This window comes from Pseudomonas putida, from assembly GCF_028682635.1.
GTDB classification, from domain to species: domain Bacteria; phylum Pseudomonadota; class Gammaproteobacteria; order Pseudomonadales; family Pseudomonadaceae; genus Aquipseudomonas; species Aquipseudomonas putida_AE.
Genome location: NZ_JANHLK010000006.1, coordinates 90,962 through 107,458, shown reverse-complemented (window position 1 = coordinate 107,458; position 16,497 = coordinate 90,962). Strand labels below are relative to the sequence as shown.

Annotated in this window: 7 protein-coding genes; 6 read left to right on the top strand and 1 reads right to left on the bottom strand. The window is 54.6% G+C overall.

The window, feature by feature from the left end; all coding sequences use genetic code 11:
• Nucleotides 1-113 precede the first annotated feature (113 nt).
• From NPS56_RS09735 to NPS56_RS09715, 5 genes are all read left to right on the top strand, one after another.
• The gene (locus NPS56_RS09735) at nt 114-4,739 is read left to right on the top strand and encodes a hypothetical protein (RefSeq protein WP_274074433.1); all 4,626 of its coding nucleotides are present in this window, start codon (nt 114-116) and stop codon (nt 4,737-4,739) included.
• Nucleotides 4,740-5,949: 1,210 nt separating this feature from the next.
• Nucleotides 5,950-7,350 (top strand): YfjI family protein, encoded by a 1,401-nt coding sequence (locus NPS56_RS09730; protein ID WP_274074432.1) that lies wholly within the window; start codon nt 5,950-5,952, stop codon nt 7,348-7,350.
• Nucleotides 7,334-7,693: a hypothetical protein gene (locus tag NPS56_RS09725; protein ID WP_274074431.1), complete on the top strand. Its 360-nt coding sequence runs from the start codon at nt 7,334-7,336 to the stop codon at nt 7,691-7,693. The genes NPS56_RS09730 and NPS56_RS09725 overlap by 17 nt, the downstream gene beginning before the upstream one ends.
• Nucleotides 7,671-8,651 carry an integrase domain-containing protein gene (locus NPS56_RS09720; RefSeq protein ID WP_274074430.1) on the top strand — a complete coding sequence of 327 codons (981 nt, stop codon included), beginning with the start codon at nt 7,671-7,673 and terminating at the stop codon, nt 8,649-8,651. Before NPS56_RS09725 ends, NPS56_RS09720 begins: the two co-directional genes overlap by 23 nt.
• The gene (locus NPS56_RS09715) at nt 8,648-8,920 is read left to right on the top strand and encodes a hypothetical protein (protein ID WP_274074429.1); all 273 of its coding nucleotides are present in this window, start codon (nt 8,648-8,650) and stop codon (nt 8,918-8,920) included. Before NPS56_RS09720 ends, NPS56_RS09715 begins: the two co-directional genes overlap by 4 nt.
• Nucleotides 8,921-9,162: 242 nt before the next feature.
• On the opposite strand, the gene hhe is transcribed toward NPS56_RS09715, so the two are convergent.
• Nucleotides 9,163-14,964, bottom strand: coding sequence for a DUF4011 domain-containing anti-phage protein Hhe (gene hhe, locus NPS56_RS09710; protein WP_274074428.1), 5,802 nt, complete (start codon nt 14,962-14,964; stop codon nt 9,163-9,165).
• A gap of 423 nt (nt 14,965-15,387) precedes the next feature.
• Between hhe and NPS56_RS09705 the strand changes: the two genes are divergently transcribed.
• A complete protein-coding gene (locus tag NPS56_RS09705; protein WP_274074427.1) occupies nt 15,388-16,275 on the top strand; it encodes a hypothetical protein in 888 nt (295 codons plus the stop codon).
• The last annotated feature ends 222 nt before the right edge of the window (nt 16,276-16,497 follow it).

Below are 16,497 nucleotides of genomic sequence, written 5' to 3'. Positions count from 1 at the left end.
TTTGCGGTGACGTTGATAACATCTCAATAGCTGTGGCCCGCCAAGGCCGTTTGACAACGGTGTGCCCCCCTTCAGTAGCCATGGGGTTTCCCCAACCAACGACGAGACGACTCGTGACTCAATCACCTATCAACGGCAAAGACCTTCACGCATCTTTGGTTGATTTACGTAATCAACTCTTGGAGCTGCAGCCAGCCGGCCCTGGTGGGTTCGAAGGACTTATCGCCACCGCTCTCGCTGATTTGACCAAGCTGACATTCCGGCTCGCAAAGAGCGGCTCGCAGTTTGGACGTGACGCCACGACCCCTCGCGCTCACTTCGCAATAGCGATGGAAGCAAAACGCTACCGAGATTCGCTCAGACTTGAGGACATTGCAGGAAAGATTTGGATTGCGGCGCATGAACTCGCCTCCGACGTCGACCTTTGGGCTCTTTGTGCAACTTCGGAAATGGGCGACGGGGTCCTTATAAAGCTCGAACAAATGCTGGAAGATCGCGGCATCAGTCTTCTAATGCTGGACTGGACGGAGACGCCGCTCCCACGATTGGCAGTTCTTCTAGCAGCCAGTCGAACGAAGGTCGCACAATGGTGTGAACAGCATACGTTGTCTGCGACTGCGTCAAAGATTGATGCGGCACTTGCGAACGTTGCGGCCGACGCAGCCTTCGCTTTTGCTCGTGATCAGCTAAAAAAAGATGCAAGCGCCGGATATTCTGGCCTCGCAGCACTTGCAGAGGCGAACCGAGTTTGGTGTGAGCAGGTCTTTTCGGAGCGCATTGCCTCGCAGCAGGCGTTCGGTCAATACCTGACAGTTTTAGATCGCAGCCGCCCCGCCATTGTTCGCCCCTCCATTGAATCGGCGCTAGATACAGCTCTTTCAACCATACAGCAGGCACCGGGGTGCGTCGCCATTCTTGGGCCGGAGGGCGCTGGAAAATCTTGGCTAGCCGCACGCTGGTGGGTGACAACGTCAGACCAGCCCATCCTAGTCATCGGCGGCACGCAGGTCGCTGATTTGATCGAACCGAAGGAGCCGCTGAAGACCTTAGCTAAGCTAATTGCCGTACAGAGTGGGGGCGATCTGGGCGAGGAGTCTAAGCGTTGGCTACGACGGTTACACCGCTGGCAAGATCACCCACCTATTCAAGTAGCCGGAAAATTCCGTTTCCTGGTGGTCCTCGACGGACTAAACGAGAGAAGCGGCATGCCATGGGCCGATACCATCGTGAAGCTTACCCCTGAGGTAAACAAGCTTGGTGGTCGCCTACTCCTGACCTGCCGTGAGCGGTTCTGGGATCGCGAAGTTGCACCACGCCTGGCAGGCGTCGCAGTCACGCCGGTCAAGGTCGGAGACTACAAGCCGGAGGAGCTAGACGAACTTCTGCTACAGAGAGGTATCTGCATCGAGACCATCCCGGAGCGTGTACGCACTTTCATACGCAATCCACGCATTTGCTCGGTTGCTCTCGATCTGCTGGACCGCCTTTCAGCGCAGGTCGATGAACTCACCATCGAACGGCTGCTACTGGAATACTGGAGGCGACGCCTCGAAGAACGCGGGGATCTGATAGCTCACAACATTCGCGATTTCGACAAGTTGCTCAGATCTCATGCCAAAGCTCTTCTCGAAGACCCAGGGATTCAATTCGACCGCGACGATTGGCGCGAACATTCTGGAGCAGCTAAGCGTGGCGATGGGCGTTCAGTCGAGCACGACCTAACGGATATCGAAGAGGGCGCGTTTCTTAGGGTCGTTGAAGATCAGGAAGGATTCTACGAGTTCAAGCCCGACACGGTCCCTTTCGCCTTGGGCCTATTGGTCGCTCGCGAGTTGCAGGACGAACTTCGCAAATCGGGCCGTAATCCAGCCGAGGTGATTGATAGCATCGTCGAGGAAGTTCAAGGATTTGATCTCGTAGGCGAGGCATTACGCTCTGCCGCAGGAATCGCATGCTTCGAGGAGAACTATCCGCCCAAGGCTCGTGCGGCGCTGATCTCAGCCTGGCTAGATCTTCAAAATATTCCGGACTCTGCATATGACTCGCTTACCGCCTATGCCATCGCCAGCCCTGAAGGGGTGCTGGACGCCACCGAAGCCAGCTTTGACGAGCACACAAACGCTCGGCGACGCCAGTGGTTAATCGGGGCGATTCTTAACTCTAGAGACCGTCCACGAGTCGAATTGAAAGTGGAGCCTCGTATTGGGAGGTGGCTCGCGCGCTGGTCACGAACTCCACGACGAATGGGCGCTCGGAACGAAGGAGAGGACTCTCGCCTCCATGAACATGCGGCGCGGATCTCAGACAAGCTCAATCACCTAACGCCTGTCGAAAAAGACTTTCTTGCAAGGTCTTGCGAGGAGGTGGATGCACCCGAGGCCATGCAGTTGGACTTTCCAGCGGCACTTCTGATGGCGGGCCGGCCTCAAGTGGCTTTTGCCGAAGGTGTCTTGGGTTGGGCCTTCGCCTGGTCGCTCACCGGAGATTTTCAGCGCGCCGAGGCTGAACTAAGCTGGGCTGTTCGACTGAACAGAAATGACTTCCCTGCTTTCGAACGCAATTTACGCGCCGCTATCGAGACCCTGCTTAACGCACCACACTCTGACGTAAGTCGGAAGGCTGCTGCGATTGCGCTGCGCGTCCTTGGCACAGTTGCCTCTTCTGAGGAAGCAGATCGATTGAGCCCTCGTCTGCTAGGCGAGCGACGGCGTCGCGTCGAGAACTACTGCGCCACAGATCCATTCGACCCTTCGTCAGCCCGCCCGTCGAACCTCGGCAATGCAATCCAAGCAGCCAACGCGATAGCTCCAGCGAATGTATGGAGTCAGTTCTCCAAGAATCAAGAAGACCTTGAATTGGACTGGATCACTGCCGGGCTGGCCAGATTCGAAGCTGATGCGATCATCCCACTACTGCGCACCACAGCGCGCACGATGGAAACACGAAGTCAGCTCTCTTTGCGTCAGCTAAGCTGGCGGCTACAACGGGTTAGTCCACTGTTTGACACTCAGACTCTTACCTCTGTCCTCAATGGCTACAAGCGACTGGTGCTGCAACCTGAACTGATAGACGAGGCTGATAAAAACCATGTAACGGGTTCTATTCTCCTAAGCCTTCTCCCGCATTTTCCGGCAAATGAACAACTCCAACTGTATCTTGATCTTCCAACAGAGGTCGGCGACTGGTACACGTTCCGCGATGTATTCAAGGCTCTCGATGCCGCCGAACTCGAAACAGCCTTATCCGAGACAGAATCTGATCCGATTCGTCTCAGGAGGGTATTGTTTTTCGCCTCGGCTCATTGCTCAGCACTGACCAATCAGAGCCGTGACATATTGGGTGGAGCTCTAACGCACGACGATCCTCTCGTCGTTACCTACGCATCCGAAGTTGCTTATGTTGCCCGAGACACAGTGCTCGACGAACGGATCATTGCTGCTGCACAACAAGGCGACTTCTGCATGGAAGCAGGCGAAGAGGCCTTCTGGCGCGCACGAGCCGTGGCCGCCGCGATCGTTTCACTCGAACGTCATGGCGACACAGCCTTGATCGCCCCAGGCTTTGTTGGCTTCGCGGCTGAACAGCTTGGTGGAGCCCTCGATGACCGGTTGGTAACTGAGATGGATCTGACAATCGAGCGCCTTCTCCTCCCTATTCAAACCCCGGAACCAGAACTCGGTCGATTGTTCCTTGAGGTTGGTCGAAGCGGTCAAGAGACCTGTCGGTATGTGGAAGATCGTGCGGATGAGGATCGCGAACAGGGGCTCGACGCGCTACGAAACCTTGCGACCGAATCTGAGGGACCTAGGCAGGGTATTGACGAGTACACCAACCGACAAAAAGCGCTTCGTGAAGAATCTGACGCATATCTCCGACGGCTAGAGATTGAGAGGGCGCAAGCACTCGCTCGCGAACCAGACTTAGTTGCTCTGAAGAGGTTGGCGTCGCTAGCTCCCGAAAATACTGCTGCTTGGGTCGGTCGCATTCTCGCGGAGACCGATCAGAAGCGGCTGTCAACTATCCGCAATTTCGCTTTGGGTCTTTCGGAAGCGTTGGCCGATACTAACCCTGATTCCGCTGCGGCTTTGCTAATCCATGTCAAGGACGCACAAAGCCCCGTCACAATTGTGGTGGGGGATGCCCGCATTCCACAACAAATAACAGCCTTGTTTGCCGGACGCGATGCCGAGGCCCTATCAGCGCTGAAGGAAAGGGCTTTTGATAGCGCAGCGACAGATGCTGACCTTGAGGCCTTGGTTTTTGCTGCGGAAGCGGCAGGGCACGCACGCTGGCTTTTCAACTGGATCCAACGCGAAGTAGAGTCCGGCATTCCTGGTCGCGTCGCGCGGGCGTTGATGGTCGAAGGATTGCGGAACGACGAGACTGGATCATCCCCCCTCCTTGCTCGTAACTGGGGCCCTGGATTCTTAGGCCAAGTCGCCGAACACGCCCGCTTTGCTTACAACCGCAACACTTGGGCGAAAACTTGGTCGATTCAAGCAGTCAGCTCGTCAGACCCCTTAGATTTCTGGCGGTGGGGTGAGCTGACTACTGATATCGCCGACATTCGCGCATTCCATTGGTTTGACCCTAACCTTAATACACCAATGATTCAGCGATTTGGGAGCGAGCTCTTCAAACGCATCCGAAAGTCTGCGGAGGAACGGACAAAGAAGAGGAAAGATACGCTGTTCGGTTTGAAGAAGCCGAACAGCTTGCTGTCTCAGTTACTAAGTTAATCAGCCTAAACCGTTCGCTAATTCAGAAGGCTACCTTCAGGGCATCGCGTATAGGGAACTGAATCGGTATGGGCTAGTCGCAGGCATTTGTTCACGCATCGCACGGCCAATCTGAAATCATCTTCGCCGCCTCCCACACCCACCCGTTTTGAAGCATGAGGGGCGAAGGACCAGACACACGTCTGGTCCTTCGCGTTTTACTCAAAAAGCTCCGGCCAAGTGAGCTTGCTCACGCCGCCTGCCGGAGATTTAGCCTCGCGATATGAAGATCACCACGACATTCAAGCGCTATGCATGCGTCGCATCTCCGTGGGATTCATAGGAACGACGACGGTGGGTTGACATGCGACTCCTCCTACCGCCGAACAGCTAATTGGTAAGGATACTGGCGACAGCGGCGACACTGGCGACAAGTCCCGTCAGCCGTGGCTTTGAGGTTGGCGACACATGTGGCGACAGTCGCCACTTTTGTCGCCGGCGTCGGTTAAAGGCTTGACCGACTTTATTCACAGGCGTAGATACTGGCGCATGGATCGCTGTCGTTGACAGCACCAGCCCAGGTAGCCCGAACCTTCGAGGCTACGCCACACAGTGGTGGTTCAATCCTAAGTGCGATCAGCGTCCGGTGGCTCGCACGGTCACAATCCCCTTGTGATGGATGCCTACCCCTCCTGTGTGTCTGTGCCGCAGACTGCCTGCTTCGTCACTTCTGCTCTGCAGCAACCTCCTCCCTTGGCCCACCTCGCTGCGCCAGACTGCGCCCGTCTCTTTCTTCTGGAAAGAGACGGGCGCTCATCACACTGCTGCAGCCCACGTCTGATCGGGCTTTGCGGCACTTCACCGCGTGACAATCGGCGTGACAAAACCGATTCGACACGTCTCGCATTTACGCTGGCGACGGTGCCGCAGCACAGGACAGGCTGCACCTGACTGACAGTCAGGCATGCCGCGTTTGCAACGATGATGCCCTCCTCCCGCCCATGATCTCGTGGCACCGGACCCGTCAGCCGGTGCAGCCTCCACCCGCCCGCATCCTCGGATGCGTTCAGGAGGCCAGATTCATGGGAAATGCCCGCGCTCTTGGTCGTACAGAGCCGTTCGTTCCGCGTCAGTGAACACCCTCACAGGTCGCAGGGGCCTTTATCCCTGATAACACTCAACATCCATGGCGGGAGCGTGAGGGAAACAACTGCTGAACAGGAGACAGATGATGCTGCAATCAACTTGGAGCTTGCCGCCGCAACCCTTGCTGGAGGCCAACCCGACGCCATTAGATTATCCGGTGGCTGCCCTCGGTGATCTGCTGGGACCGGCCGTCGAGCGCATGGCCGAAGTGATGGGTGTGCCGCAGGCCATGGCGGCGCAATCGGTGCTGGCCACCTCGGCCTTGGCCACTCAGGGGCATGCCAATGTGCATTTGGATGGCCGGGTCTATCCGCTGTCATTGTACCTGCTCACTATTGCGGCTTCCGGTGATCGCAAGACGGCGGTAGATAAGCTGGCCTTGCAGCCAGCCCGCGAATGGGAACGCCTGCAATGGCAGGCCTACCGCGAAAAACTCAGTCGCTATCGCGCCACACTTGCGCAATCTCAGAAGCAGATGGCAACGATCGATGGCCACACCGACACGCCAATCCAGATAGAGCCAGAGCCCGTAGCACCAAGGCTGATCAGCAGCGAACCGACCATCGAAGCCCTGACCAAAAGCCTGTGCTTGGGTCTGCCCAGCATGGGGCTGTTCAGCGATGAGGGCGGCCAATTCCTCGGCAGCAGCACTATGAGCCGGGACAACCGCCTCAAGGCCGTGACCACTCTGTCCTCGCTGTGGGACGGCAACCCCATCGATCGCTCTCGCTCCATGGCCGGAGAAAGCCTACGCGCCTACGACCGACGCTTGAGCCTGCATCTAATGCTGCAACCATATTTAGCGGGACAACTGCTCAAGGATCCGCTGCTCAACGGCCAAGGCATCTTCGCCCGCTGCCTGATCACCTGGCCACAGAGCTTGGCCGGACAGCGCTTTTACCAGCCGGTGGATCTCACCCAAGACATCAACCTCAAACGCTACTCCCAACGAATCACCGACCTGCTACAACGTCCTTGGGCAATTGGCAGCGATGGCGCGTTACACCCCAAAGCCCTGCCCCTGAGAAGCTTGGCCCGGCAAACCTGGATCAACCTGCACGACACTATCGAAACCCAACTGGGCGAGTTCGACGAACTGGCCAACGTGCGCCCCAGTGCCTCCAAGGCCGCGGACAATCTGCTACGGATCGCCGGCGTCTTTGCGGTACTGGAAGACAGCGACTTGATCGAGGTCACCCACATCCAGCGCGCTTCCTCGCTGATGGATTACTACCTGACCGAGATCCAACGGCTGACCGAGCAGGAACCGATCAACACCCAGCGGGAAGAAGCCGATCGGCTGCTGCGTTGGCTGCAGGAAAAACAGTGGTGCCGTTTCACGGTTCGAGATCTGTTGCGCAACGGCCCGCGCTTCGCCCGCAAAAGCAGCCATCACACGTTGGCCCTGCTGGTCGAGTTGATCACTCATCAATGGCTGGGCACCGACGGACACCACTTCGAGGTGCGCCATGTTTCGACTCAATGAAGCCCTACGCAACCGGCGCGACCAGGCGAAAAACGCTCATCATTTACAACTTGTCGCCACCACTGTCGCCACTTTGTCGCCACGCTCCACGCCAGGTACCACGGGGCTTGTCGCCACTGTCGCCGCTGTCGCCAAAAACCAAGGGAACAACTCACACATCAGCGATCTGGTTGAGCGCCTACACCAGGAAGGTGCCAAGTTGTTCTGCTTGGACAACCGACTGTGTTTTCGTCCCAGTGACTGGGGCCAACTACACCTCGTGAGCTGCCACTGGCGCGAGCTGCTGGCTTACCTGCTCCAACATGAGAAGGAGTTCCAAGATGGCCCTGATCGGCAGGCGTGACGGTCGCAACTTTGGTTATGGACGCCAACTGAGCTACGCCGGTCCGCAGGCGCTCAAGGATCTGTTCGGCGGCGGCCATTTCGCCACGGTCAAAGCCCACAGTGATCGTTGGCTGGCGTTCGTTAAGTGGTGCCGTTCCGAGCAAGGCCCTGGCTACAACGATGCGCGGCAAATCGATCGGCAGACGCTACTCAACTATGTCCAGTACCTTCGCCAGCAAATCGACCACGGCGACCTCCGCATCGCCACCGCGCAAAACCGGTTGTCCAGCGTCAACCGAACACTGGCGGCGCTGCGCGGTGATCAGCATGTGAAAGTCCCGAGCCCGAGCCAGGCATTAGGGCGGCAGCGCTCGACGATCCGCACCGTCGCGCCACAAGGGCAGGATCGGCAGCACATTGAGCGCATTACTCAGGCGCTCAGCGATAAACAGCTACACCGTGCCTGCGCCATCGTGCACTTGGCTCGTGAAACCGGCATGCGCCTTCGTGAAGCGATACTAGCCAACCTGCCGAGACTGCAACGTGAGGCGGAAAGGTTTGGTCGGATCAACATTCAGGACGGCACCAAAGGCGGTCGATCCGGTGCTTCCGCACCACGCTGGATTGCGGTGACTGAACAAGTCAGAACGGCGCTGCAGATTGCTCACGACGCCTCCCCCATCGGCAGCCGTAACCTGCTGGCACGTAATGAAAGCTACGCACAGTTCACATGGCAAACGGTACGTCCAGCGAGGGACATCCTGCATAACCTTAACCTTAAGGGTTTTCACGAACTGCGCGCGGTCTATGCCTGTGAACGCTATGAACGAATCACCGGTTATCTAGCCCCAATCAATGGTGGCGATGGCTACCAACAAGACCGAGCCCTCGATAAAAAAGCTCGTCAACAAATCAGCCACGAATTGGGGCATGGCAGGATCGATGTGGTCTCTGCCTACATAGGGGGCAGGAGATGAGCAAACCATTCGACATGAAGCTGTTCCTTAATGGAATTTTGGTCGGCTCGCACACCACCCGCCTTCGGCATCTTCGACAAGCGAAGATCATCCAGGCAGCCATTAGCGATCGCTGGCAACGAGACAATCCGTGGACGTGGCAGCAAAAACATCTGGCATGGTTTCTGAGCCACTACGTGGAAAACCACAGTGAAGCAACACGTTATTACTACCGCCTTACAGTCCAGTTGATCATGTCTCGACTTGGAAGATCATGGACGCTGCCGTAAGGACATAAGAGATTGAACGTCCCGCATTGCGATCGTGGTCCACCTTCTTCGATCAACCCATCGCGAACAATCCAAAACTTCTCCTCGGTCGGCAGCGGAAACTGTCCATGCAGACGCTCTAGAAGTGATTGGTTGCCAATGGTATTGCCATCGGCAGGCACCACCGCGAGGAGTGCCTCGCGAAGGGTGGGGATATCCGTCATTTACTACTCCAGCGCCCCCCGCGTTGCTGGGACTTCAAATTATTCGTGCTCACTAATCAAGGTGAGCACGTCATCAATGTATTTGCCTTCCACCGGATTGGTTCCCGTACGCAGATAACCAGGGATCAGCTGTTGAAACTCGGCCCGATCCTCTGGCATGAACTCCAGCAAGGCTTCCACCATGGCGGAGCGAAGCAAACGCTGATTATCCGGTATGTGAGGCAGCTCAGGGCGAATCACCTTCTGGTCCAACCAGATAAGCTTTTCACGCAGGCTATGGCTACCGTCTACGGTGATGCGCTCGGCATGCTCGTTTTGCTCGTCGGCTACCTGCTGGATTGCCAGCTCTTCAGGCTTCTCAATCAGCTCTTCGGCCTCTTCGACCGGCTCAGTTCGTAACCGCGCAAGCTCTTGAAGGATGGGTTCGATTTGCACACGGGCATTACGGAACCAATCCACGGACCAGATGCGCCGAATATTCCAGCCCAATTGCTCCAACACGCTTTGACGGAGACGATCACGGTCACGCGCTGACTTAGCCGAATGATAGGCCGCTCCGTCGCATTCAATCCCCATGAGGTAGCGGCCGGGCTGTCCTGGATCACGCACGGCCAGATCGATGAAGAAACCTGCGACACCGACCTGCGGTTCACATTGATAGCCATGGCGAGACAGCATCTCAATGACTGCCACTTCAAAATCACTGTCGGGAGCACGCTCGGATTCCTTGACATGCGGCATGCGCCCAGACTCAGCGAAATGCAGAAAATCACGCAGTGCCTGCACTCCTCTGCTGGAAGTACCAGTCACCACTACATCGGTCGAGCTAAACGAGGAGAACACCTGCATACGCTTCTTGGAGCGGGTATACAGCACGTTTAAACGTCGCCATCCGCTGGCACCGTTAATGGGGCCGAAGCGCTGAGGAACGGTACCGCCCACTTCCATAGGGCCGTAGGTGCCGGAGATGTAAATAACATCTCGCTCGTCACCCTGGACGTTTTCCAGGTTCTTGATGAACAGCGGCTCATCCTGACTTTGATTACGGTCCAATGCGACTTGTAGCTGTGGGCTTTGTTTGGCCAGCTGCTCAAGCATCCGCTCGATTTGATCAGCCTGTTTGACGTTCATGGCCACCACGCCCAACGACTCATCGGGGCGGTGAATAACGTGATGCTCGATGGCCTTGGCAACAACCTCGGCCTCTTCAATGTTGCGTTGTTCGACAAAACGCCCGCGGGGCACTCTGACAAACTTGACGCCGAACTCTGCCGACTCACGGTGTGGTGATGGGTACACCACCAGATTGCTTTCATAGAAGGCTTTGTTGGAGAAGGCAATCAGGCTCTCGTGACGGGAACGGTAGTGCCAACGCAGACGTCGCAGTTTGAACAGCGGCATGGCGGCTTCCAAAATGCTTTCCGAGTCCTCGGCCAATGAAACATCAACTTCATCGGTATCCGAATCGCCACCATTGCGGGAAAAAAAGTTCGTCGGCGGCAGCTGTTTCGGGTCACCCACGACCACTAGCTGTTTACCCCGTGCGATGCTACCCAATGCTTCTTCCGGGCGCATTTGGGATGCTTCATCCATTACGACCAAATCGAACTCGACGTGCCCTGCCGGCAAGTATTGAGCGACAGCCATTGGCGACATCATGAAGCAGGGTTTGAGGCCTTGCAGCGCTTCAGCTGCACGGTTCATCAGGCTACGGATCGGGACATGCCGTGTCTTTTTCTCAGCTTCGCGCTGCAGCAAGGCCAATTGTGTAAAGTCTCTGACCGCACCATGACTATTTCCGACAGGAATTTTGTTCTGACTGATACGTGACGAAACCTGCTCACGTTGAAGATGCTTGAGCTGCTCATCGATATCAGCGAACCGAGAGCGAATGGCCTCCTGTTCTTTGCCCGAAAACTGCCCCAGTGCGGGATTAAGCTCAAGGATTTGCAAGGCCCAACTATCAAGAAGCCCCAGCAGACAGGCATCGATGCAGCGCTCAGAAACCAGGTTCTGCGTTTCGATTGCTTCTACGACAGTCTCGAACCCCAGCTCAACCAAGTGCGAACGTAAACGGCGGTACTCGAACCAATGGTCGAGCAAATCGGGGTTCTGAGCCGCCCAGGCCAGACGGCTGACCATGGGCTCGAAATCTGCTTTCTCAATAGACTGCCACCACTGACCGGCAATAACCGCAGCACCGTGGAAAAAAGCTTCCAAAGACTGCTCCCAGGCCTCTACAGCTGGCGCGAGTGCCGCACCTTCTTGATGCCAATGGAGAATCAGCGCCTCGGCTTCTTTTGGCGTACACGCGGTCAACTGCGGAATAAGAAGATCTCGAATCGGCAACGCCAAAATGGGCTGAACGAAGGCAACGGTATGCCGCCAAGTCGTCAAGCGAGGTCGGGCAGCTGAAAGATTGTCTATCCGAGGAAGCTCTTCGCCCAGCAAACAGGTTTGTAGCACCGAGTCGCTTTGCAGTGCTGCCGAGCGGGCCTGCCAACTTTCCACCGTCTGAATCAGCTGCAGCAATTGCCCCATCGTGGGCTTCTCTTCGCTGATTACGGGTAACAAAGAACGTAGCGCGGTTCCGATGTCGTTGATAAGGCGAGCATACAGGCCCTCTGGAGCGAGCAAATCTTCCGAACGCAAATCATGACTGTCAAAGGGCAACAGTTCTTCCAGGTCCAGTCGATGCTCCAGAACATCCAACAAATAGGGCTCGAGCTCTGCGCTATCGCTTGAAATGCCGGCCAGTAGTGCCCCATCTGCCTTAAGCAGGTACTCCGCAACCCATACTTTTGCACCGAACCCTCGTCCGCATTCTGCACGCAGGAACTTGTACCAACCCCGCAAACGCTTGAGTGCGTCGATCGGAGTATCAAGCCCTTGGAAGTGTTCACCCAGCTTTTCGGTGAGCACTTTGCTTTCATTCAGTTGACTGTGTTTTTTCAGATAAGCGATGACATCTGGCAAGACCGCCAGAAGCGAGTTCAACTTGAGCCCTGGTCGCGCCATAGCCAAGATTTCGGCTTTAGCAGAGCGCCATTGCCCCTTGAACCAACGAAAAAGTGATTTATCTGCCAGAACCCGACTCAAGTCTTCCAGTCGCGTATGACCAGGCAATCGATCCAGAGTGAAATGGTTCGCAGCCAGCTCCTGCAACTGCCTGATGACAGGGATGTCATTGTCCAACTCTACGAGCAAACTGTCCAAGGCCTCGTCTTCGAAGCGTTTATGGCGAAGAGATGCCAAATCCTCAGGCATCGCCGCAAGCATTTGCAGAAAGAGCACTACTTGCTCAATACCGATAAAATCGCTTCGTAAGCCTTGAACCGCAGCCCCCTCCGCTAACAGCCGAATTAGCATTTGAACGCGTGGGGCCAGTTCCAATAACTCCTCAGCCTCTTCGATCACTTCCAGCAAGGCATTGAGGGATAGGGCCTCATCGCCGTTATGCAGACGTATGGCCGCACAGGCTTTTTTGATAGAGGCTATCGCTTGCCCAGAGCCAATGACATCCGCGCGCAACGATCGAGCTAGTACGCCTTGTTCGTCCAACAAGGAGTCCATACCTTGCAGCCACAGTTTCAATGCCTCACAGGACTCGATATCCAGTCGTCCCAACAGATCCCAGTCCTCATCACCTTTAGGTAATGCCAGTACCGGAATTGAAGCTGCTAAGCCTCGCAGCTGATCTGGGCTGTAGGTTTCCAGAACAGATACCTGCAGCTGTTCTGCTAATTGAGGGCGGAACGCGGCTAGACGATTGAGCGCCTGCTGAGCCTGGGAGAGGTTTTCTAGAAGTGCGGAGCGCTCAGCGCCAGTCACGCGAGTTTTTGTGCTACCAAACCATGGGTGCGTTTCAAGTTTGCCAGTGTGACCAGCTTCCTCAGCCGTCTTGCGATAGATGTGTGCATAAAAGCCGGCCTGCTCCTGCAAATGCGTTCTATCGATTCGCGCCTCCGACTGTGGGTGCATATCGGCAGGTTTAATCGACAATGCCTCACGCAAACGAGTTGCCTGCATTAGCACTTCGTGAACACTCATCCCCGACTCTTCGAATTGGGCATGCAAGTGATGCACGTGCTTGTTGAGTTGCTGCTTCAATCGCTCATAGTTGGCAATGAGATCCGTCAGCTGCTTGGGCGAGCGAAAGCCACCGCTGTTCTGAATCCGCTGCCGGATGCTGTCGATAACAGCGCTCTTTTGACTCTTATGGCTATGCAACTCCAGACAAAAATCGCCCAAGCCTGCTCTTGTCAGTCGAGTCTTGACCACCTCAAGCGCTGCGCGCTTCTCCGCAACGAACAACACTTTTTTGCCTTGGGCCAGCGCCGCAGCAATCATGTTGGTGATGGTCTGAGACTTACCGGTACCGGGCGGCCCCTCGATCACAAGGTCATCCCCGCGAATCACGTCTATCAATGCGCTGTGCTGAGAACTGTCAGCGTCATCTATTAGAGGAAACTGTAGGTGAACCTGATCAATGTCGTCGATTGAATGCTCGACACAAAATGCGCCTTGTTTTCCTGACGAATCGGCCGGCAAACCGTCCATTCCCGTAAGCCGTTTAACCAGACCATGATCCAGCAATGATTGGTCTTTCCAACGGCCTGGATCAAGGTCGAGATACATCATCAACTTGCCAAACTCGAACAAGCCAAGCGAGGCATAACGATGAACTTTCCAGTCAGGCTTGACCTTCAGCACCGTTTCAACAATGCGTTCGAAGTATTCCTCAGGCGTGCTGTCGTCGGTGATCCGCGGAAGTGCGATCCCAAAATCAACGCGAAGCTTTTCCCGCAATGACAGGTTGGTAAGAATGTCTTCGCCAGTAGGATGTACGCGGTATTCGAATGTCGCGGTTTGAGGATTGAGCTTACCTTTCTCCAGGTTTACTGGTACCAACATCAGCGGCGCCAGTCGGCTGCTGTCTTTACCTGCGACCGAGTCATCCCACTCCAGGAACCCGAGCGCAAGATAAAGAATGTTCGCCCCCGTTTCCTCGAGAGCTGATCGTGACTGGGTATACAGAATCTGTAGCCGCGACTCCATCTCCGCGGGGTAATAGAGCGTCTGAATCGCGTCGTCAGAATGCTTACCGGTTTGCCCGCTTTCAGGAGGCAGTGGTAGCTCATAGCTGGTCGCCATACCCAGGATCTGCGCCCAGACGTCTGCCGTAGGCTGTTTCTTTAACTCAACAACTGCGCCTGTCTTTTCGTCCAGCTTTAAAAAGCCATGGGTAAGAAGCTGCCTTTCCGTTGGTTCAGGCACAGCAGCAAATCGCATGGATTTTTCATCTGCCAAGGTATCGAACAGGTGATCCGGCAACTCATCAATAATCCGTACGAAACGTTTGGAGCGTGCATGTGAAAAGTTCAGCAGCCGATTGCGGGCGCTGAGGTCGAGAAGCCTGCTTCTCAGCTTCTCCAGGCTTTCCGGTATCTCGCTTGGGGGTGTATCAAGGTCATCCCAATCGGTAAGAGGCGCTGGATCAATGGACTTTGAACGCCCATTGGACTCGGTATCGAACCGATAAACCGACCCACCCCGGCCGCCGCCTTTATTGAGTAGCCCCTGGGTAATGAGCTCGTCGCGAAGGCTCCAGTACTCTTCCTCAGAGACGGTAAAATTCTGAAGCTCAGCTCGCCGATCGATCCGGTCTCTGAGTGACTTGTTGCCAACGGCCGTCCCGTCTGCGGGGACCAGTTCCAGTATCCATTGCAGAACAAGTTCATACCGCTGGATAGCCAATGCTTCAGGGCCTGAGTTCACGTCGATCACCGCTAATTTTTGGGGCAACTGCCTGATGAGTTTTTCTGGGCACGACAAAGCCAATGCTCAGCTTCAGCTGGCCGCGATAACAAGAGAGGCTTTGTAGGGGCGCTGCCGATTTCTCGGAGCACTCGAGATGCCATCCTTGGGAAACAGCGGTCTGCTTGGAGTTTGATGGATGTCACAATATCCAGCACTCGTTGCAAGGTAAAGGCAAAGTGCCTTGACGTCGCACAAATACCCGTCTCCTCGACGATTGGTCAGTAAATCCCCCGACCCTTATTGAAAAACTCGGCCTCAGGTTGATTCTCATTTCCAAAACCCTCATCTGAAACACCCCCACGGGTGCGCTTTCATACGCTCTGGACCGAAAGCCTATATAGGGTGGATGAGTCTGTATTGAGCAACTACTCTTAGCCTACTGTCGGGACTGATAGATTTGATTCAGTACATCAACATGGTTCATAAGAATCGAGAGTACGCCCCATGAAACCAAGCGAACTTTTAGAAAAAACTAGAAAATATTTATTTCTCTTCTTCCAAAAAAAACAACAACTCAACTCAAAAAATTCAATCACTGCAAAAAAGGGCTTAGGGGTAATCCAGGTTGGAGCAAAAGAAAAAACAGTTGAGAACATTCTCGGAGAGGGCGAGCTTTGCGATACATACAAAAGCGTCTATTTCAAGAATTACATAGGAAGTGGAATTCAAATAAGTTACTCAAACAAAGAGAAAAAAGTACAAGCCATATTTTTTCTCAACAAACCGCACGGCTATGAAAAATTTTCCACAGCCCCTTTCATAACCGACAAACATATTGACTGGAACTCAACAGCAGACATTATAATTAGAGCTTATGGCAAGCCAATAAGAGATTATATTGACGAAAACCGGCGAAGAATTGTTTTCGACGGCATTGACTTTCGCTGGGAAAGCGATCGACTGGTAAGCATTGGAGTTCCTTCAGATCCTTTTATTGTTGCGAACAAAGGCATAGGGAGAGTTCAAATCGGAGCATACCAAAAAGATATAGATTTAGAACTTATAATAGGCCAGAACGGGCCGAACCTTGATGATGTTTATTTCAAAAACTACACATATGACGGAATACAAATACCTTATACACACAAAGACAAAAAAGCTGTTGCCATTCATTTTTACAACAAAGCGTCCGGCTACAAAAAATTCTCCACCGCAAACGTTGTTACTGAGAAAGGTATAGATTGGAGCTCTTCAGTCAACATGGTTATCACCGCTTACGGAGAACCAAAAGCAGATCATATCATTGGGCATTTGCGACGAGTCGTTTTTGACGGTATTGATTTTTGCTGGGAGGGTGACCGCATGGTGAGAATCAGCGTTCCTGGGAAATAGCTGTACTTTACGCACAGCCACGATAGCCGAGCTATCCCGCACCTAATATCTCCGGGAAGCAAGATTTATGGGCATTGGTGGCGACCACTCAATTTTGAACAACAAAAAACTCAGGTAAATCGGTTCAAAAAAAGCCGGTCTTTGCCGGAAAAAAATTTAGCAAAATCACCAAAAAGTGGGGGAACAGATGGGGGAACTGAAGGCTAAAAAAACAGGACAACT

Bases quoted from the DNA above. Each gene is read 5' to 3' on its own strand.
- NPS56_RS09730 (WP_274074432.1), top strand. From the start codon at position 5,950: ATGCTGCAATCAACTTGGAGCTTGCCGCCGCAACCCTTGCTGGAGGCC.
- NPS56_RS09725 (WP_274074431.1), top strand. From the start codon at position 7,334: ATGTTTCGACTCAATGAAGCCCTACGCAACCGGCGCGACCAGGCGAAA.
- NPS56_RS09720 (WP_274074430.1), top strand. From the start codon at position 7,671: ATGGCCCTGATCGGCAGGCGTGACGGTCGCAACTTTGGTTATGGACGC.
- NPS56_RS09715 (WP_274074429.1), top strand. From the start codon at position 8,648: ATGAGCAAACCATTCGACATGAAGCTGTTCCTTAATGGAATTTTGGTC.
- NPS56_RS09705 (WP_274074427.1), top strand. From the start codon at position 15,388: ATGAAACCAAGCGAACTTTTAGAAAAAACTAGAAAATATTTATTTCTC.